This is a genomic window from Akkermansia sp. KLE1798 (genome assembly GCF_001580195.1).
Lineage (GTDB): Bacteria > Verrucomicrobiota > Verrucomicrobiia > Verrucomicrobiales > Akkermansiaceae > Akkermansia > Akkermansia biwaensis.
In genome coordinates this window covers 140,533-158,062 of record NZ_KQ971067.1, presented here as the reverse complement: position 1 = coordinate 158,062, position 17,530 = coordinate 140,533, and the positions used below count along the sequence as shown (strand labels likewise).

General features: G+C 56.2%; 16 protein-coding genes. 4 read left to right on the top strand and 12 right to left on the bottom strand.

Annotation, left to right across the window (positions count from 1 at the left end):
• On the top strand, positions 1–361 hold a 361-nt coding region (locus tag HMPREF3039_RS14255), incomplete at its 5' end, for a hypothetical protein (RefSeq protein ID WP_231863817.1).
• Between the two features lie 7 nt (positions 362–368).
• A complete protein-coding gene (locus HMPREF3039_RS01495) occupies positions 369–1,235 on the top strand; it encodes an IdeS/Mac family cysteine endopeptidase (protein ID WP_197483350.1) in 867 nt (288 codons plus the stop codon).
• 14 nt (positions 1,236–1,249) lie between these two features.
• On the opposite strand, the gene HMPREF3039_RS01490 is transcribed toward HMPREF3039_RS01495, so the two are convergent.
• Both HMPREF3039_RS01490 and HMPREF3039_RS01485 read right to left on the bottom strand, forming a co-directional pair.
• On the bottom strand, positions 1,250–1,603 hold the full coding sequence (locus HMPREF3039_RS01490) for a YkgJ family cysteine cluster protein (protein WP_067573422.1): 354 nt from the start codon (positions 1,601–1,603) through the stop codon (positions 1,250–1,252).
• A gap of 9 nt (positions 1,604–1,612) precedes the next feature.
• Positions 1,613–2,446 carry a hypothetical protein gene (locus HMPREF3039_RS01485; RefSeq protein WP_067982209.1) on the bottom strand — a complete coding sequence of 278 codons (834 nt, stop codon included), beginning with the start codon at positions 2,444–2,446 and terminating at the stop codon, positions 1,613–1,615.
• Between the two features lie 129 nt (positions 2,447–2,575).
• Between HMPREF3039_RS01485 and HMPREF3039_RS14005 the strand changes: the two genes are divergently transcribed.
• Positions 2,576–3,484 carry a hypothetical protein gene (locus tag HMPREF3039_RS14005; protein ID WP_067573426.1) on the top strand — a complete coding sequence of 303 codons (909 nt, stop codon included), beginning with the start codon at positions 2,576–2,578 and terminating at the stop codon, positions 3,482–3,484.
• 71 nt (positions 3,485–3,555) lie between these two features.
• On the opposite strand, the gene HMPREF3039_RS01475 is transcribed toward HMPREF3039_RS14005, so the two are convergent.
• From HMPREF3039_RS01475 to tatC, 9 genes are all read right to left on the bottom strand, one after another.
• The gene (locus HMPREF3039_RS01475) at positions 3,556–4,155 is read right to left on the bottom strand and encodes a hypothetical protein (RefSeq protein WP_167506759.1); all 600 of its coding nucleotides are present in this window, start codon (positions 4,153–4,155) and stop codon (positions 3,556–3,558) included.
• A complete protein-coding gene (locus HMPREF3039_RS01470) occupies positions 4,142–4,642 on the bottom strand; it encodes a hypothetical protein (protein WP_231863816.1) in 501 nt (166 codons plus the stop codon). Before HMPREF3039_RS01470 ends, HMPREF3039_RS01475 begins: the two co-directional genes overlap by 14 nt.
• 113 nt (positions 4,643–4,755) lie before the next feature.
• On the bottom strand, positions 4,756–5,301 hold the full coding sequence (locus HMPREF3039_RS01465; RefSeq protein ID WP_067573431.1) for a hypothetical protein: 546 nt from the start codon (positions 5,299–5,301) through the stop codon (positions 4,756–4,758).
• Positions 5,302–5,649: 348 nt separating this feature from the next.
• The gene (locus tag HMPREF3039_RS01455; RefSeq protein ID WP_067573435.1) at positions 5,650–7,755 is read right to left on the bottom strand and encodes a sensor histidine kinase; all 2,106 of its coding nucleotides are present in this window, start codon (positions 7,753–7,755) and stop codon (positions 5,650–5,652) included.
• Entirely contained in the window at positions 7,752–8,543 is a 792-nt protein-coding gene (locus HMPREF3039_RS01450) for a response regulator transcription factor (RefSeq protein ID WP_067951860.1), read from the bottom strand. The genes HMPREF3039_RS01455 and HMPREF3039_RS01450 overlap by 4 nt, the downstream gene beginning before the upstream one ends.
• Positions 8,543–9,652, bottom strand: a complete 1,110-nt coding sequence (locus HMPREF3039_RS01445) for a vWA domain-containing protein (RefSeq protein ID WP_067573437.1) — start codon at positions 9,650–9,652, stop codon at positions 8,543–8,545. Before HMPREF3039_RS01445 ends, HMPREF3039_RS01450 begins: the two co-directional genes overlap by 1 nt.
• 669 nt (positions 9,653–10,321) lie before the next feature.
• The gene (locus tag HMPREF3039_RS01435; protein ID WP_067573440.1) at positions 10,322–12,610 is read right to left on the bottom strand and encodes a VWA domain-containing protein; all 2,289 of its coding nucleotides are present in this window, start codon (positions 12,608–12,610) and stop codon (positions 10,322–10,324) included.
• A gap of 346 nt (positions 12,611–12,956) precedes the next feature.
• Positions 12,957–13,793, bottom strand: a complete 837-nt coding sequence (locus tag HMPREF3039_RS01430; protein WP_067951858.1) for an undecaprenyl-diphosphate phosphatase — start codon at positions 13,791–13,793, stop codon at positions 12,957–12,959.
• A gap of 24 nt (positions 13,794–13,817) precedes the next feature.
• A complete protein-coding gene (gene tatC, locus HMPREF3039_RS01425; protein WP_067573445.1) occupies positions 13,818–14,966 on the bottom strand; it encodes a twin-arginine translocase subunit TatC in 1,149 nt (382 codons plus the stop codon).
• 173 nt (positions 14,967–15,139) lie between these two features.
• On the opposite strand from tatC, the gene gltX reads away from it, so the two are divergent.
• The gene (gltX, locus tag HMPREF3039_RS01420) at positions 15,140–16,441 is read left to right on the top strand and encodes a glutamate--tRNA ligase (protein WP_067573447.1); all 1,302 of its coding nucleotides are present in this window, start codon (positions 15,140–15,142) and stop codon (positions 16,439–16,441) included.
• A gap of 525 nt (positions 16,442–16,966) precedes the next feature.
• On the opposite strand, the gene HMPREF3039_RS01410 is transcribed toward gltX, so the two are convergent.
• A complete protein-coding gene (locus tag HMPREF3039_RS01410; RefSeq protein WP_067573451.1) occupies positions 16,967–17,305 on the bottom strand; it encodes an RNA recognition motif domain-containing protein in 339 nt (112 codons plus the stop codon).
• Positions 17,306–17,530: the final 225 nt, after the last annotated feature.

Sequence of the window (17,530 nt, the reverse complement as noted above, 5' to 3'; positions counted from 1 at the left end):
CGGATTTGGAATCCGGAGTCAAACTACAATTTTGAGAGGAAAACATTTAGGCTCATTCCTGGCGTTGGGTCAGGAGTCTTTTTCACTTGGAAAACGAAGCTTGCCGCCTTCGCCGATGAATGATTTCCAAATCTGCGCCACGGAGAATTTTTCTTTCGCCTGTGCCGTTCAAGACTTATGCAGGAGAGAAGAGAGCTCCTTTACTCCCAGTAACTTGTATTTATCAGTAAAACCGGGAAAATTTACTGCGGCACGGGAACGTCAAATGCTGAAGCAGACCGAGGAAAGAAATGGCTTATTCCCGTACAGGAACCTTCCGGATTCCAAATCCGCTAAGGATTACACAATATCTCCAACTTGACATGATCATGAAGCCTCTCTCCCTGATCGCAATTTGCACATTTGCCGCATCTTGCGCAAACGCCGAACTTCTGGAAACCTGGACCTGGGGCGTTTCTCCGCAGAAAGGATGGTATGACGCCAATAAAACGCTTGCTCCGGGAGACGACAATCTTTGCTGGGCCGCCTCCGCCAGCAATATTCTCAACTGGTGGCAGGACAGGTACGTCATTCCATCCGGAACTCCCACCGGAGAGGCCGTATGGACAACCTTCAAGGATTCCTTCACGGATTTGGGAGGAAACGCCTCTTATGCGTTCCAATGGTGGCTTTCCGGGAATTATCCGCCTGCGGGATTGGAAGGATGGTCCCAGCTTAAGGAAGGCGCCGCCGCGGGAGGATATTACCGGAGCATTTTTTCTGAAAATCAGGCGTTTTTCTTGACCAGCGCCTACAATGCCACTTCCTATTCCGCTTCCTCCCAGTATATTCTGGACCGTTTGAATGAGGGATACGGCCTGACGCTCAGCATTGGCGACACTCTGGGGAAAACGGCGCACGCCATCACCCTGTGGGGAGTGGAATATGACGACCAGACTTCCCTGCTGACGAAAATGTATCTGACGGATTCCGACGATCTCCAATACGGCTACCACTCCTCCAATGGTATGTTTGAAGTGGCCTGCTACACAGGCGAAGACGGCGGCCTGTACTTCCAGACGACGGAAGACGGCTGGTACCAACGGGAGGACCGCGAATTTTTCATCAAGGGAGTGTACGGGCTCTCCACGGATGTAGGCAATGCGCTGGCGCTAATTCCGGAACCGGGCACCGCCACTTTGAGCCTGGCCGCCCTGCTCTGTCTGGCATGGAAACGCCGCAGGCAGGCTTGTTGAGACCGTCTTTCCTCCTACCGGGGTTCCGGTGTCTGATTCACTTCCCGCGCACGGCACAACTCCCGCCAACCGGGAAAGTTCCATTTATTGGGGAAATCGCGGCACTGGCGCGGTTTGACGGGATTGATCCGGCAGCCGTTTTCCGTCAGCATCAGGCAGGCGCCGTCCGCCGCATCCTTGATGGACAAGCCTTTGCGGTTGGCCCGCAGGCGGCAGCATTCATTGATGAATGCCTGTTCGTCCATCTCCAGGAAGAGGGCGATTTCACGTACTTCATCCTCCTCAATGCATACGTCGCCGGCCCAGCGGCAGCAGGCGCCGCACCGGGTGCATTCATACCATGTAGTTGGACTGCCCTCCTCCGCCATGGCTTCTCTTTAAGTAAAAATTCCCCGTATGACGCCTATGTTCATATGGGCATCCCGCCAGCGGGGGTTGTTGACGGCATTTTCAAAATCCTGGGGAAGCTTGCCGATGTTTCCCTGGGCCTGGGCCAGCCCCGCCAGTATCTGCCTCATTCTGGAACGGGCAATGAGCGTGGGCTGGTTGGTCCATTCGAAAACCTCGCTGTCAATGATATACCCCCCTTCGATCTTCCTGATGTACTGGGGAAAACGCAGATGAGGGTTCTGTTCCACATACACGCAGCGGCCGATGGAACGCTTGGAACGGACGGGGTGGAAGAAACGGCGCATGCTTTTGATCCAGTCCGGCGCTTCGGACAGGCCTTCCGCATGCATCCACAGGGTGGCCAGTTGTTCCACAGGGTAAAAATAGGAGTACGTATAAGCCGCCTTGTAGCGGGTGCTTCCGCGCCAGGCATGGCGCAGCCTCACCATGTCCGCCTGCCCGGAAACCAGCAGGTCCAGCGCCTGTTTCAGTTGCTTTTCCAGCGTTTCCCCGCGCAAATGCTCCCATACCATGCAGTCGTCCTCCGCCAGCAGCACGTAATCCGTGTCCAGTGTAGTGACAGCCGTAGCCAGGGCTCCGACGAATCCGCCCTCCATGCTGGAGGGCACGGCGGGAATACCGCAGACGCGGGCCGTATGCTCCACTTTGTCCCCCCCTTCCGGATAAACGACGCATGCGGCATCCAGATAGTCCAGCAATCCGGTCCGTTCATAAGACGCCAGTGTCATGGCAAGCGTATAGGGCGCATTGTCGCACAAAAGGGCAAGGCCTATTTTTTTATCTTGAAAGAGAATACCCATCGCGTAGAACGTTTTTGCAGTTTAAGACAAAAGGAAGTCGCGTTCCAAGCAAAAATATTTTAAACAAATGTGCATTTCTTTCAGCGCTTTTCATGTAAAGGGAGACAAACCCTGAAAGAATTTAACATCATGAAAGTATATGACCTTCTGAAAAACTCCATGCTGGCGGCGGCCGTAGGCTGTGCCCTGTCCAGCTGCTATGATCCTTACTACGACAATTTTAGCGTAGCGGGCTCCTACAGCAGCGGCGGTTCCAGCGTTTCCTACATGTATGACAATTCCGGCTATCCCATTTACGGGTATTACGGCGGCAGGCCCATCTATGCCTATGACACGTTCGGCAGCCCCATTTATTCCATCAGCCTGATCCGGCCCAATTACTACATTCCCACGTGGGGACCGGCACCCTATTACCGGGGCCATTACATCCGCCCTCACAACTGCCGCCCCATGGCAAGACCGCCCATGAAGCCCCAGTACAGGCCCGACCATTTCCGTCCGAACCACCGCCCCGGCGACAACAGGCCGGGAGTTCAGCCCGGCAGGCCCAATCATCGGCCGGAAATCAACAGGCCCGGCTCCCCTTCCCGGCCTCCGGTAGTAAATCCCGGCGGAAGCCATAACCGTCCGGGGGTCAATCGTCCCGGAGACAACAGACCCGGAATTCAGCCCGGCAGGCCGAACAATCGTCCGGAATTCAACAGACCGGGCAATCCTTCCCGGCCTCCGCAGATCAACAGGCCCGGCGGCAGTTCCCACCGTCCCGGAGTCGTCAACCCGAGCAATAACCGTCCCGGAATAAGCAGACCGGAAGCCAGCCGGCCAAGCCGCCCGTCTGCCCCGCAGATCAGGCCGAGCGGCCCGCGGCCCGGCAATTCCGGCATGAGCAGGCCCAGCAGTCCTCCCCCTTCCAGGCCGTCCTCTCCGCCACCTTCCGCCAGTGCGCCTCCCCGGCCTTCTTCACCTCCGGCCGCGGCACCATCACGCCCTTCCCCATCCGGGGGCAGCCCGTCACACGCCGCCCCGTCCAGAAGATAACGGCGCCAGCTGAATAAAAATGCCATCCCCCGGTTCCGGCAATCAGGAACCGGGGGATTTTTCAATCGTCATTAAGGTTTAGTGACCAACGTTGTCGTTCCCTTGTACACCCTTCGGACTCCCGGTTCTCCGCGTTCATCTACAAACTCCACTTCCAGCAAGTAGATTTCCCCCTTGGACAAACGTAGCGTTTCAGGGATAAAGTTCACCAGCAAGTAAACGTCCTTAATGGGTACTTCATGTTTCTCCCCAGCTTTCAAGGTAATAAAACGGATGTTCTGAAACATCTTGTTAACATGATAAGCGCCTATATACGAACCAACTAATTTTTTCTTTTTTCCTGTTTGCCGGCTCCAAAGTTCTATCTTGATACGCGGACCTAACGTTGGCTCAGGATAAAAGTCATCATAAAGACGAACAGGCTCTTTTCCCTTATTGGTAAAAACGAGTGTAAAATCCCTCAGCCTGTCTCTTACGTCAAAGAAAGTTTTTTCCATCTTGATGGTGCATTCCAAGCCGTTGTCAGCCTGATCACCCAAAGCGGCTCCGGCAAGCAACAGGCCAACCAGCAAATTGACGAAGAGACAAACCTTGTTCATAACTGTATGGAGAAATATTCCGTTTTCTTCTCCGCTGACCGGAATAAAAACAAATGTTCTATCGTCGTTCACCGGGATATTGCCCTCTATAGGGAGATTGATCTACCATGCTAAAATCCTGTTTTCCTACATATTCCCTCCAGAAACCCGGGTCTCCATATCCGTCGTAAAAACGTACTTCCAGCATATAATCTTTCCCGTTGGCCGCATGCTGCATATGTGTTGGAAGATACACCAACAGCAAATGAACATCCTTGATAGGAACGTCGTGCTTCTCTCCGGGCTTCAATATAATGAAATTCATGGGAGTTGCCAAGCCACGTTGAATCTTATAATTCGCATAATATACAGCTATCTTTTTCTTTTTTTCCCCCTCCTTCCTGTAAACTCTTATGATAATATTTGGTCCATCTTCTTTAACAGGATAGAAGTCGTCGAAAAGGCGAACGGTTTTTTCGCCCTTGTTCGTGAACACCAGCTTAAAGTCCGGGAAAGCCTCCCTCGCATCAAACCGGGTCTTTTCCATCACCACGGAGCATTCCACTCCGTTGTCGGCCATGTCCCCCCATGCTACCGCATGGAGGAATAGGCTTGTTAGAATTCCAAAACATAGGAAGATTTTTTTCATCACAGCACAAGTTTAAATGTTATCCAGAGAGTCCTATGAAACGACTATGGAGAATAAACTCCTTTTGGGGCCCGGCTCACCGTCTTAAAATCTGCTTTCCCTACATAATCCGTCTGAACACCGGATTCTCCATATCCATCATGGAATCTTACTTCCAACTCATAGCTCTCGCGATTGCGAAGATGTTCAAGATACACCAGCAACAGGTAAGCTTCCTTGACGGGCACTTCATACTTTTCTCCCGGCTTCAATGTAATGAAACGCATCAAGGCCCCTACCCGTTCGATTTTATACATGGGACTGTACCAGGCTAGAGGACCTTTTCTCTCTCCATTTACCTTGCGCCATATTTCGATGTGGATATTCGGCCCGTCATCCTTCAGGGGATAGAAATCGTCGAAAAGGCGCACGATTTTTTCGCCCTTGTTGGTGAACACCAGCTTGAAGTCCGGGAAAGCCTCCCTCACATCAAACCGGGTCTTTTCCATCACCACAGAACATTCCACTCCATTGTCGGCCATGTCCCCCCATGCCGCAGCATGGAGGGACAGGCAAACCAAAATTCCTAAATACCGTAAGATTTTTTTCATTACAATAAAAGTTTGGATATTGCCCGTAGAGTCCCCAGAAAACAATTTTTACCCTGTTGATTATAATAGTGCGTTTCGAGTTCACAAGAACATTGTTTCCAGTTTTCCAGCTTGACTTCATCCAGGCACACCGGAATCGTGACGCTGTATTCCTGGCCGGGGGCAAGCTCCCGGTAGTCCAAGGGCTGTGGGAAAGTCATTGTTCCCATTTCAGCGTTCAGAATGCGGACATCTACACCTCATTCAAGCCCCTGGTTGAATGGCCCTGTTTGCACCAAAACCGCCTTCCGCATCATCAATGAAGCAGATGCCCTGCCGGGTGTTCCATCTCTGAATGGAGATTGACGGTTAGTCCCTGACAAGCGGCAGCTTGAGGGCAAAGCGGCTTCCGTTTCCGGAGCTTTCTTCCAGCCACAGTTCTCCTCCCATGCCTCTGGCCAGTTCACGGGACAGGGCCAGGCCCAGCCCCACGCCAGGCTGTTTTCCGGCCGCTTCCTCCGCAGACCGGGAAAAGGGACGGAATAATTTCCTCCGCAGGGATTCGGAAATGCCTTTCCCTCCGTCCTCCACCCGGATCACCAGAAACCGTTTTTCCCGGGTCAGCTTCAGTTTCAGGATGCTTCCGTCAAACCGGGCGTATTTGGCGGCATTGTCCGCCAGATTGTACACGATCTGTTCCACGGCAGTCATGTCCGCCATGACGGATTCCGACTGGAGTTCCGGCGCTATGAAGAGCTGGGAATCCATGCCGGAAGCCGCCAGACGGGGAGAAATGCGGGCAATGATGGAAGAAGCCAGGGCCGGAACGGAAATTCTTTCCGGCCGGAGGGTTACGGAGTTTTTTTCCACGCGCGCATAGCTCAGCACATTGTCCACCAGATGCGTCAGCCTGGATGCCTCTTCCTTCAGAATGTCCACGTACGCCATTTCCCTGCCCTTGGGGACCAGGCCGGAGGAAAGCATTTCCGTGTACATGTTGAAGGTGGTCAGGGGAGTCCTCAGTTCATGCGTCACGGCGGAGACGAATACGGCCCTCCGTTCGCTCAAGCGGATGATACCGACCATGAAGCCGATGACGCCGCACAGCGCCAGAATGCCGCAGAACCACGCCATGGCAATGGATTTCCAGACCGTGCGCAAGGAATTCCCAGCCATGTCGGGCAGGCCTCCAGGATTCAGCATGGCCGGTATGCCCGCGAGCGTCAAATAACTTTCCTCCCCTTCTCCGGCAGGCTCCAGAGTGGCTTCCGGCAGAATATCCGCTACGGATTTCAACAGATAGCCGGACAGTTTCTCCCAATCCAGCCAGATACCCTGTACCCATACCTGCCCGTGGTCGGAGACGCGGCGCGTCAGGAAACATTCCTCACCCTGACTCCACTGGGGCTGGAGAGAGGAAATGGAGAGCTCCTTGTAGCTCCCCGGAGCCTTGGAGAGTTCCACGCACATCTCTTCCCTTCCCTTTTCTTTCAGACTTTCCGGAAAAATTTCTCCGGCATCATCCTGCACTGCGGAAAACGCTTCCCCGTCTGCTTCCTGTTCCCCGAATTCATCCCGCATGCCCCCCACTTTGCCGAAATGCAACACCCCATTCTCCGTAGAAAAGCCGCCCCCGATTGCGGAACCTTTAACTTCCTTCCTTTTTTTTGAAGCCAGGGGCAACGCTTTCGGCGTGGCCTTGTCCTCTGCCGGTTCCGTACCGCCCCTGAATGGAGATTTTCCCTTTTCCCTGGCCAGCTCCCCGACTTTTTTCTCCACCGTGATGTTGTATTCCACCGCCTGGCTGTTGGAGAGGTTTTTGCGCATGTTGTAGTCCTCAATGCCCTGCTGGAACGCCTTCTGACTGTCCACGGCAAGTTCCTGCTGCCTGGCTTCCTGCTGAACGGGGGAAAAGGCCACCTGCTTCTGACTCCTTTCCCCGGACGCCTTCTGTTCCGCCTGCATTCCGTCGGGATGGACTGATCCGGAAACGACCACATGCTCCGTTTTTTCCTCGTTTTTCCGTGGAACGGGCGCCGGAACATGCTGGTTTTTCACGGTCCCCAGCAACAGGCACACCATGCCGGAACGGTTCAACTGGTTTACATGGACCACGCTTCCCGGCCCCGTCTGGGGAGAGGAGACATTCCCCGACGGGTCTATCTGAAAGTACAGCTTGGCAAATTCCGACAAATCCGGCACGGAAGCATCCTTCCTGCCGGAGTCTCTCGTTCCATCGTTTTGAAGAAAATATTCTCCGGGAGACCTGTTGTTCTCCGCGGCAATCATGGCGGCCAGCAGGGAATCCATGCGCCACAGGGCCAGGCGGCTCTGCTCCACCAGGCGTATCTGGTGCGTTTCCGCCAGCCTCCTCTTTTCCGCATTCAGCATGGAATGGCTCAGCCACCCCATGACCCCCACCAGAATCAGCAGACAGGACCAAAGCAGGAAATGAAAGGAAAAACGGCTGATCATGCGGTTTCCTCCCAGACGTATCCCTGCCCCCGCAAGGTGCGGATGACGGCGGCATTCCTTTTACCCATTTTTTCCCGGAGCCGGGCGATGGTGGTGTCAATGCTGCGCGTTTCCACCAGGCGGGGGTCCATTTTCCATACCCTGGTCAGGATTTCCTCCCGCGTGATGATTCTGCCGGCATTGGCGGCCAGATGGCGGGCCAGGTCAAATTCCTTGGTCGTCAACACAATCCGCTCCTCTCCCAGCACCAGGGAGCGCGTGGGAAAATCCAGGTATCCCTCCGGCAGCCCCACCCTGTCCAGCGTCCGGGGCCTTTCCGGGGACCGTCTCAGCACCGCCTCTATCCGGGCGAGCACTTCCAGCAGACTGAACGGCTTCACCACATAATCGTCCGCTCCCAGCTTCAGCCCGCGCACCTTGTCCGCTTCCGCCCCCTTGGCGGTCAGCATCAGAATGGGAACGGTCGCCCGGTCTTCCCGGATGAGCCTGAGCAGGTCAAAACCGCTTGCCCCGGGCAGAACCACATCCAGCAGCGCCAGGTCGTAATCCTCCGCGTGGATCACGTTCAGGGCATCATAGCCGTCCTTGACGGGCAGCACGTCGTAGCCGGACACCGTAAGAGCGTCCGTAAGCCCGTTTCTGATGGCGTGATCGTCTTCTACGACCAGAATGCGGTAGCGGTGCATGGGAAAATAAGTATAGGAAATGAAGTACGGAATAAAAGTTTTTTCAGCCGGAGCATTCCTGCGGGGCCGCCGGAAGACCGGAGACCCCGCAGGCGCACTCATTACTGCTCTTTATTCATAGGGGAATTTTCATATGGCACGTTCTCCTCCACAAAGGAGAACTTCTTCCTGCCGGCCTGCCGGCGCACGGCCTGGATGATGGCGTCGTCCAGCGTATTCGCCTTGCCTCCGCCGGAAGCGCTCTGCTCCGCCTTCCATTTGTTCAGCCACGTATCACGCTGCCTGCCCACATCGGCAATTTTCTTCTGCAATCTGGCCCGTTCCTCCGCCTTCTCCTTCACGACCGCTTCAACCTCCTTCGCGCTCTTTCCCTTCAACTCTTCCGGGAGAATTCCGGTGTTGCCCAATTCTTCCACAGCCCGGGAGCCCTGTTCTTCATAAAGGTCCACCAGGTCCCAGGAAGTGTTGCGGTAAGCCGCCTTGTTGGCTTTTGCCGCGATCCGTCCGGCGGCAGCGGCGGGGGAAGCGGCCTCCGTCAATTTGTCCTGCCGGGCCTGTCTTTCCAGTTTTTCCGCCCGTACCTCCTGGAAGCCATACGCCAGATAAGTCCCGTTCAGGGAAACGTTCAATGTGGCAAGTTCCGCGTCATAGGGGGTTTCCGGTTCGGGAGGAGCGGCGTTGTGGTCAATATTGAGGAAACTGCCGTCCCCCTTTCTGGCTCCGTCCTTCCAAAGCACGGAATCGCCGTCTCCCGCGCTTCCGCAGTAAATGGTGTTCACGGTAATGCCGCATTCCAGTCCGCGGGCAATCACGGGGGCATAGGGCACATTGCCCTGGTTGAAGGGTTCGTTGCCCGCAATGAAGATCAGCTTCAGGGCGTCGGGATTCTCCGTATTCCATTTCAATTCCTTCAGGGCCCGGTCCATCACGGCGCCGCAGTATTCTTCACTGCCTCCGGTCTTCAACTTGAACAGTTCATCGGACACCTTGTCCAGATCGTCCGTAAAGGGGAGCACCTGGCGGACCCACGCATCTTTGGAGGACAGCCTGCCGCTCCCGTACTCGTACAGGGCGATCTGGATGGCGGGAAGTTTGCCGTTCTGGCGCGCCAGCGTCATGTCGTTGACAACCTTCCACAGATACGTGCGGGCCTGATTGATCAGCCCCTGCATGCTGCCGGAAGTGTCCAGAAGAAGGGCTATCTGAATCACGGCGCGGTCGTCCTTTTCCGCGGCGGCGTGGCCAGGGGCCTTTCCATCGTTTTCCGGCAGCGGGGTTGTTCCGACCTTTTTTTGCTGGTCCGCAATGACGGAACCGGGTTCCGTGCCAGTCGTCTGTTCATCTCCCTTTTTTTGAGAAATGGTTACCGTAAATTCCCCCCCCTTTTTCGGGTTTTGCGGCCGTGGTGATGGAATAGACCGCTTCCGCCACTCCCTCATCCCCGGAAGCCTTGCTGGTGGCAAGTAAAGCCGGAGGAATTGACTGCCGGTCCGGACCGGAGGAAACCTGGCTTATGGTGAGAACAAAGTCCCCTGCTTCCGGGCTGTCCGGACGGGACTTTGAAATGGCAATGCCCGGAATTTCCCGAGGTTCACGGCGGAGTTTCCGATCTTCCGTACGTTCTATTGCGGCATATATTTTCCGTTTTTCGGCGTCGCTCTTCTCTGTTCCCGCTCCGATGAAGGAAATCGGCCTCAAGTCAGGTGCAGGCAGCGCCCCGGTTCCGGCCTCCTGTTCCGGAGGTGGAACGTTTTCCGGCCGTTCAGTCTTTGATTCAGCAGAGGCGCAAAGCGCTCCGGAGCCCAGCAAAGCCAGCGAGTATTTGACAGCATGGTTCATCATGATTGGTGTGTTTGTTGTTAGATTTATAGTTGAAAGGATTACGGGAACGAGTTCTGCATCAGCACGGTTTCCCCGTCCAGGCGGATCATGACGGAGCCGTCCAGGGCCAGAAGCCCCTGGCGGTTCGTGCTGATCAGCTTGTCCGCCACGGCGGCGTATTCCGGCGTACCCACTTGCACGGTGCGGACGGGACTTTCCTTGTCCGGAGTGCGCAGGACCGTATTTTCCATCCATACTCCGTTCTGATTGAAATAACCGTTCTGGGCAATCTGGGCCGTTCCTTCAAAGGAAACGGAACGCCCGTGCTTGTCCATCTGGCGGTTGAATTTGTTGACGGACAATTCCCTCTTTTTTTCCACGGCATTTCTCTGCAGGGCGATGGAACCCAGCCCTTCGCGCGATTCCTGCATCACCCGTCCATAATCCCGGAACCTCGAGGACGAGGGGGAGACAGATTCTCCCCGCCACGGAGCGGAACTGCCGTCGTCCGCAAAGAAGGAGGCCGCCGAACTCAGTATTCCGAAATCCCGGGAAAGCTGCATGATTTCCTCAACCAGTTCCCGGGTCCGGGGATCATTTCCCAGCACTCCCGTATGGGCGGGGTCCGCTCCCATGTCCATCAGGGCGGTTTCCAGGCTGCCTATTTTGCGCGCCGCCCACATTCTGGCCGTAAAGTCATCTTTCACGCTGGAAATCCGTTCCGGCTCCACCACTACGGAAAACGACTGTTCCCTGTTGCTCCGGTCCAGACAGGTTCCTTTCAGCAGAAAAGGAGACGTGCCCACATACCTGCCGGCCAAAACGGCAGGCGCTCCGGAATAGATGTCCGGCAGCCGCCCGGAAGGAATGGCATCCTGCACCCTTCCCGGCTGTTCCCTGCCGTCCAGGGAGCAGACGGAATAGCGCACGTTCCGGAACACCGGGCCGTACAACTGGTGGAATACCTGCGCCAGCTTGAGTTCCAGGTTTTCTCCGGAAAGAACGTAGGAGGGCAATCCGCCGGAAATTTCCGCCATGCGCCTCAGAAGGGGGGCGTTTACATCCTCCCCCACTCCGATCGTGAAAATGCGCCGTCCTTCCCTGTTGCCCTCTCCGGCCAGGGAGGCAATGGATTTCTCGGAAGTCCGGCCGATGGTCGGCAGGCCGTCCGTCAAAAACAGCACGACCGGCAGCATCCCTTCGCGGGAGGGCTGGGCCAGCGCCGTCGCCAGAGCTTCATGAATGTTCGTGCCGCCGCGCGCCACCACGGCATCCAGCCACGCGTGCGCCGCTTTTTCCGTAGCGGCGTTCCTTTCCACGGGAGCCGCCTCAAACAGATTCACACCTTCGTTATAAGTGATGATATTGAAACGTTCCCCGGGATTCAGACCGGAAATGATCTGCTTGGCCGCCTCCTTCATGCTGACGAGCTTTTCCCCGCGCATGCTGCCGGACCTGTCCAGCACCAGGGTAAGCTCCCGGCGGATTTGCTTTTCATTCCCCGGGCTATCCTTTCCGAGCATGACCAGAAAATATCCGTTCCTGCCGTTTTCCGCATCCGGAGCCGCATAGACGCTGATGTCGGGGCCGTAAAAGGCCTCCCCCTTTTTGGCGGCGGATTCCATCCATGACAGGCGGAAAGGCCCCGGACTCATCTTCTCCTCCGCCAGGGTGAGGACGAGGGTTTCATCCTTCAGCCGATGGCGTTCCATCGGATGGGAGGGAGTGAACACATTGCCGATGCCTTCAGTTCCGGGGGAGATTTCCACCCTCATGGTCCATGCCGCATGGCCAGAAAGCGCTTCCGTCCGGGGGAGCACGTAATCCAGGCGTCCGTCCACCGGAGTCAGCAACTGTTCGTACACCACGCCCAGCTTCACGGAAGACTTGGCGGGAACGGGGAATACGCTGGAGCGAATGGCGCCGAATCCGGCGAATTCCAGCAGGGCCGGATCCAGCCTGCGCGCCACAATGCGGTCATACAGGCGGCGCGCTTCGTCGGCGGGCATCAGGGAGGCCTGCCAGGACGCCTTTCCGTCTCCGTAATAAAACCCTTTGACCACGACTCCTTCCGGAACGGGAAGAACAAGTTCCGCCTCCGTGGGAACGTTTCCGCCATTATGCACGCTCAGTTCCAGGGTGGTCTGTGCGCTGCGTCCGTTGACGCAGACAAGGGCGTTCACCTTTTCCAGAGTGACGGGCTGGCGCACGGTCCTGTTGACGGGCGGGATCACCCGCCGCTGCGGCAGGACGATGCTCCTATCGCCAATGTCTCCGTCAGGTGTCTGGGAATGTCCCAGCCCGGCCAATCCCGCCACTACGGCAATCAAGCACGGCATCAGTTTCATGCCCTCATGATGCCACAAGAAAAGATGCCGTGTGTTACAATCAGGTTACATTTGCGGAAAGATGCATCATCCTCCGGAATTTCCGTTGAAAAACGCCTTCCATCCATGGATGACGTTCAGCATCCCTGTTTGCAATCAACGGCGCAATTTCGATACTGCGAACGTTTTATGAAGTACTCGCAAAGACACCATTCACCTGATATGAGCCGAAATGAAAAGGATTGCAGCGCCAGGAATTCCCCGCGGAAGCCTCTGCCGGGAATGGAAGGCTTCCAGCTTGTACGGCTTCTCCCATGCGGAATGAGGTATTTTTCCTCCCCCGGAAGAGAAGGAAGAGAACAAAGGCTCAATGCACCAGTCCCCGGGACAGCAGCACCAGAGTCACGATGCCTATGGCAATGCGGTACCAGCCAAACACCGCAAAGCTGTGTTTCTGAAGGTAGGAGACCATCCACTTCACGGCCAGCCAGGCGGAGAACCAGCTCACGACCGTTCCGACGGCCAGGGCCTCCCAGCCGAAGGCTTCCAGCATCAGGGCTCCGTCCTTGTACGCATCATGCACCGTGGCCGCCCCCAGCGTGATCAGCCCCAGCAGGAAGCTGAATTCCACAGCGGCTTCCACGCTCAGTCCCACGAACATGCCTCCCAGCATGGTCATCAGGCTCCGGCTGGTGCCGGGAACCATCGCCACGCACTGGAGCACGCCTACGGTCAGGGCCTTGCCCGGCGTCAGGGTTTCAATGGAATCTCCCTTGCTGCCTTCATTGCTCTTTCCCTGCCTGGCGCGCCAGGCGCAGTAGGCCAGAATCACGCCGCCGCCTACGATCCACGAGTACGCCACCGTGTACGTGTTGAACAGGTATTCCTTGATCAGGGAGGCGCAGCACAATCCCACCACGGCGGCCGGCAGAAAGGCGAGAATCAAATTGACCAGAAGCTTGAATCCGGCGGGATTCGTGCCGCGGACACCCTCCACCATCGTCTTCACGCGCGGGTAGTACAGGCTCAGCACCGCCAGAATGGCCCCGCCCTGAATACAGACGGCCAAGGCATCCAAGGCTTCCTTGCTCTGGGACATGTTCAGCAGGGATTCCGTCAGAAGCAGGTGCCCAGTGGAACTGACCGGCAGATATTCGGTCAGGCCTTCCACGATGCCCAGAATGATGATTTCCAGAAGATTCATGGTAATGATGGTTGGATGTATGGCTTAGGAGTTGTAGGGAGAATTGTCGTTGTTGAAGTCTTCTTCAAAGCGCGCCACCTCTTCGCGGGCGCGGGCGGCTTCCTTGCGCTCATGCAGCCACGCCAGGATGATGCAGATTTCATACAGGGCGTACATGGGAACCGCCATCAGCATCATGGTAGCTACGTCCGGCGTGGGCGTGATGACTGCGGCCAGAATGGCTATCGCCACAATGGCATAGCGGCGGGTGGCCTTCATCATGTCGTAGGTCAGCACGCCCAGTTTCACGAAAGGCATCACTACCACGGGCAGTTCAAACGCCAGGCCGAACATCAGAATCATTTGCGTAGCGAAGGAGAGGTAGTAGCCGATGCGCCATTCGTTGGAAATGCCGAATTCCAGGGAATACGTGTAGAAGAACGTCAGCACCCTGGGAAGCACCACAAAGTAGCAGAACAGCGTGCCGGCCAGAAACAGCCCGAAGCCGACCGCCATGCACTTGTACAGAAGCTTGCGCTCATGCTCCAGCAGGCCGGGAATGATGAACTGGAGCAGGAAGTACAGCAGCAGGGGAAATGAGATCACCACGCCCGCATACAGGGAAAGCTTGATGGTCAGCATGAACGCCTCGCCCGGCTGGAAGGCGCTCATCATCTTCAGGGCCCCCCTCCCCGTTCCGTCCGTCAGCACGGCGTCCTTGGAATGGAGGGCTTCCGCCAGTTCCCGCACGGCGGGGGCCGGGCTGGCTTCCCTGATAAAAATTTCCTTCCTGTCGTGCGGCAGGGCCTGCGCTCCACGGAGAACCAGGGCGGCTTCCGTCAATTCCGCCAGCCGGGGGGAAATCTCCCGGAACAGGATCCGGCGCTGGGCGGCGTCCAGCCCCACGGCGGCCGTGGCCGTTTCCTTGGCCTTTCCCCAGGCGTCCAGGTCTATTCCGGCGGGAAGGTGGGATTCCTCGAACATATCCCATACCTGGTTGACGGGGCGGCGCAGAATGTCCATCAGGTTGGAGGCGAACCCGGCACACAAAAGCATGCTGACCACCAGGCAGAACACCATCCTCAGCAGCATGGTGCGCAAATCGTCCAAATGCTCCAGAAAAGGCTTCTCTTCATCATCCCGCTGGATTTGCCATTTTTCCCGCAGCCGGAATATGTGCTTTAAAAAGAACACGGCGTTTAATGAAGCCTAAAAGGCCGTGCCGCGCAAGCCGCAAGGCCGACAACGCCATAAAAAAATCCGGGAAACGCCTGCCTTCCCGCTCCGTCCGTCCACAGGCCTTTTTTGGCATGCAAACCCTGTATCTGCTTGACGCGGGAAGGCAGGCTCTTACTCTCTAACGCATCATGAGTCACGTCAGAACAAGATTCGCGCCTTCTCCCACGGGTTATCTCCACATCGGCGGTGCGCGCACCGCCCTGTTCAACTGGCTGTTCGCCCGCAAGATGGGGGGCACCTTCATTCTCCGCATTGAGGATACGGACACGGCCCGCAACACGGAGGAAGCCACCCGCGCGATCTTCACCGGCATGGAATGGCTGGGCCTGGACTGGGACGAAGGCCCCATGAAAGGCGGCGACTGCGGCCCCTACTTCCAGAGCCAGCGCAACGATATTTACGACGCCTACTTCAAAAAGCTCCAGGACGCCGGGCGCGTCTATGAGGACGACGGCGCATGGCGCTTCCGCTTTGACCGCTCCAAGCCCGTCACGTTCCACGACATGATCTGCGGCGACATCACCATCGACTACCGGGACGCCTCCAACACCCCGGACATGGCCATCCGCCGCGCGGACGGCTCCTACATCTTCCACTTCGTCAACGTGGTGGACGACATTGAGATGAACATGACCCACGTCATCCGCGGGGAGGACCATATCATGAACACGCCCAAGCACATCCAGCTGTTTGAGGCGTTCGGCGTCACACCGCCCGTGTTTGCGCACATGCCGCTGATTCTGAACCAGGACGGCTCCAAAATGTCCAAGCGCGACGTGGGGGCGGCCCTGGGCACCTATCCGGAGGAGGGCTTCCTGCCGGAAGGCGTCATGAACTTCCTGGCCCTGCTGGGCTGGTCCCCGAAGGACGACACGGAAATCTTTTCCCCGCAAGAGCTGATCGAACGCTTTTCCCTGGAAGCCGTCAACCACTCCGCCGCCAAGTTTGACATCACCAAATGCCGCTGGGTCAACCAGCAGCACATCATCGCCCTGCCTCCGGAAGAATTTGCCGCCAAGGCGCGGCCGTTCTGCCTGAAGGCCGGCCTGCCGGATTCCGGCATTCTGGATGAAGCTATCGCCACCGTGCAGACGAAAGTCCAGACGCTGGCGGAAGTTCCGGATAAAATCCGTTTCTTCTTCGATCTTTCCATGGACCCGGAAGCGCTCGCCAAAGTCCAGCCGGAAGCCTTGGAACTACTTTCCAAACTGGCGGACAGGCTGGAACGGGAGCCGGAATGGGACGGCCATGAGCTCATCGGCGTGCTGAAAGCCTTTGCCAAGGAAAACGGAGTCAAGATGGGAGCGGTCATGTTCCCCGCCCGCGTAGCCCTGACTGGCCTGAGCGGCGGCCCGGACCTGTCCGCCGTTTTCTCCCTGCTGGGGAAAGAGGAATCCTTGAAGAGAATCCGTGCCTTTTCCCTGAACTGAACGGGGGCAGTTACAGCCTTTTGATCGGGATGCCGTTTCTCCCCAAGAGGAACGGCATTCTGCTTTTGAATTGCTCCGGAACTCGGAACAGGAGGAAGCGAAGAGGAAGGAGATTTGTCCAAATCCCTTCCCGCGGGTGCAGGATTCCCTGCGCGGTATTATCTTCATGATTTGACAAGCCGCCTCTCCGGACGCATGCAGGAGGCGCCTGCTCTTTTTCTTTCCTGGCTGAAGGCATGGGAAAAACACGGCCCGGGCTTTATTCATCGTCGTCCAGGCTTCCGTTTTCCCATTTTTTACCTCCTTTCCTCATCCTTTCGGCTCCCTTTATCCTCATTTGCGGCATAAGCGCAGCATGCCTCTGAGGCACAGGACAGCCCCCTGCTCTCTTTTTCTTTTACCCGTTTCCCCCACCACCATCCGCTGGTGGAACCGTCCTGCTTGAATAAAATAATAAGAGCCAGGTACATAAAGAACCTGGCTCTTATGAAAGGAAGAGATCAATGCTCTTCCTTTGCCATTTAATTAATAACGGCGGTTGCGGCCATAGCCGTTGTCGCCACGCCTGTCGCCGCTGTTATTGCTGCGGTAGTTTCCTCCGCCTCCGCCCCTGTTTTCCTGGGGCTTGGCTTCATTGACAACCAGGGCTCGTCCCTGAAATTCCTGGCCGTTCACGGCTTCAATAGCGGAGCCCATTGAATCGGTGGAATCCATGGTTACAAATGCAAAACCTCTGGGTCTTCCAGAGTCGCGATCTGTTGGCATGAATAGCTCAGTCACTTCACCATAAGAACCAAACAGATCTCTCAAGTCTTGTTCAGTGGCATCAAAGGACAAATTTCCTACATATAATTTTGTGTTCATATTACGGGGTTGACGGCCGACCTGAATTCTCTTAAATGCGCTCCCGAAAATCCGGGATCTGAATCATCAAAATTTCGAATAAAACAAATACTACCGTCCGGAGAACTTTATCTTATAAATAAAAAAAAGCCAAGGATATTTTACGTTAAACTAAACATTATATCGACAGGCGTCCACAACAAATTTCCGGAGGACAGCCGTCCTTCTGCACCGGACGGGGGATAA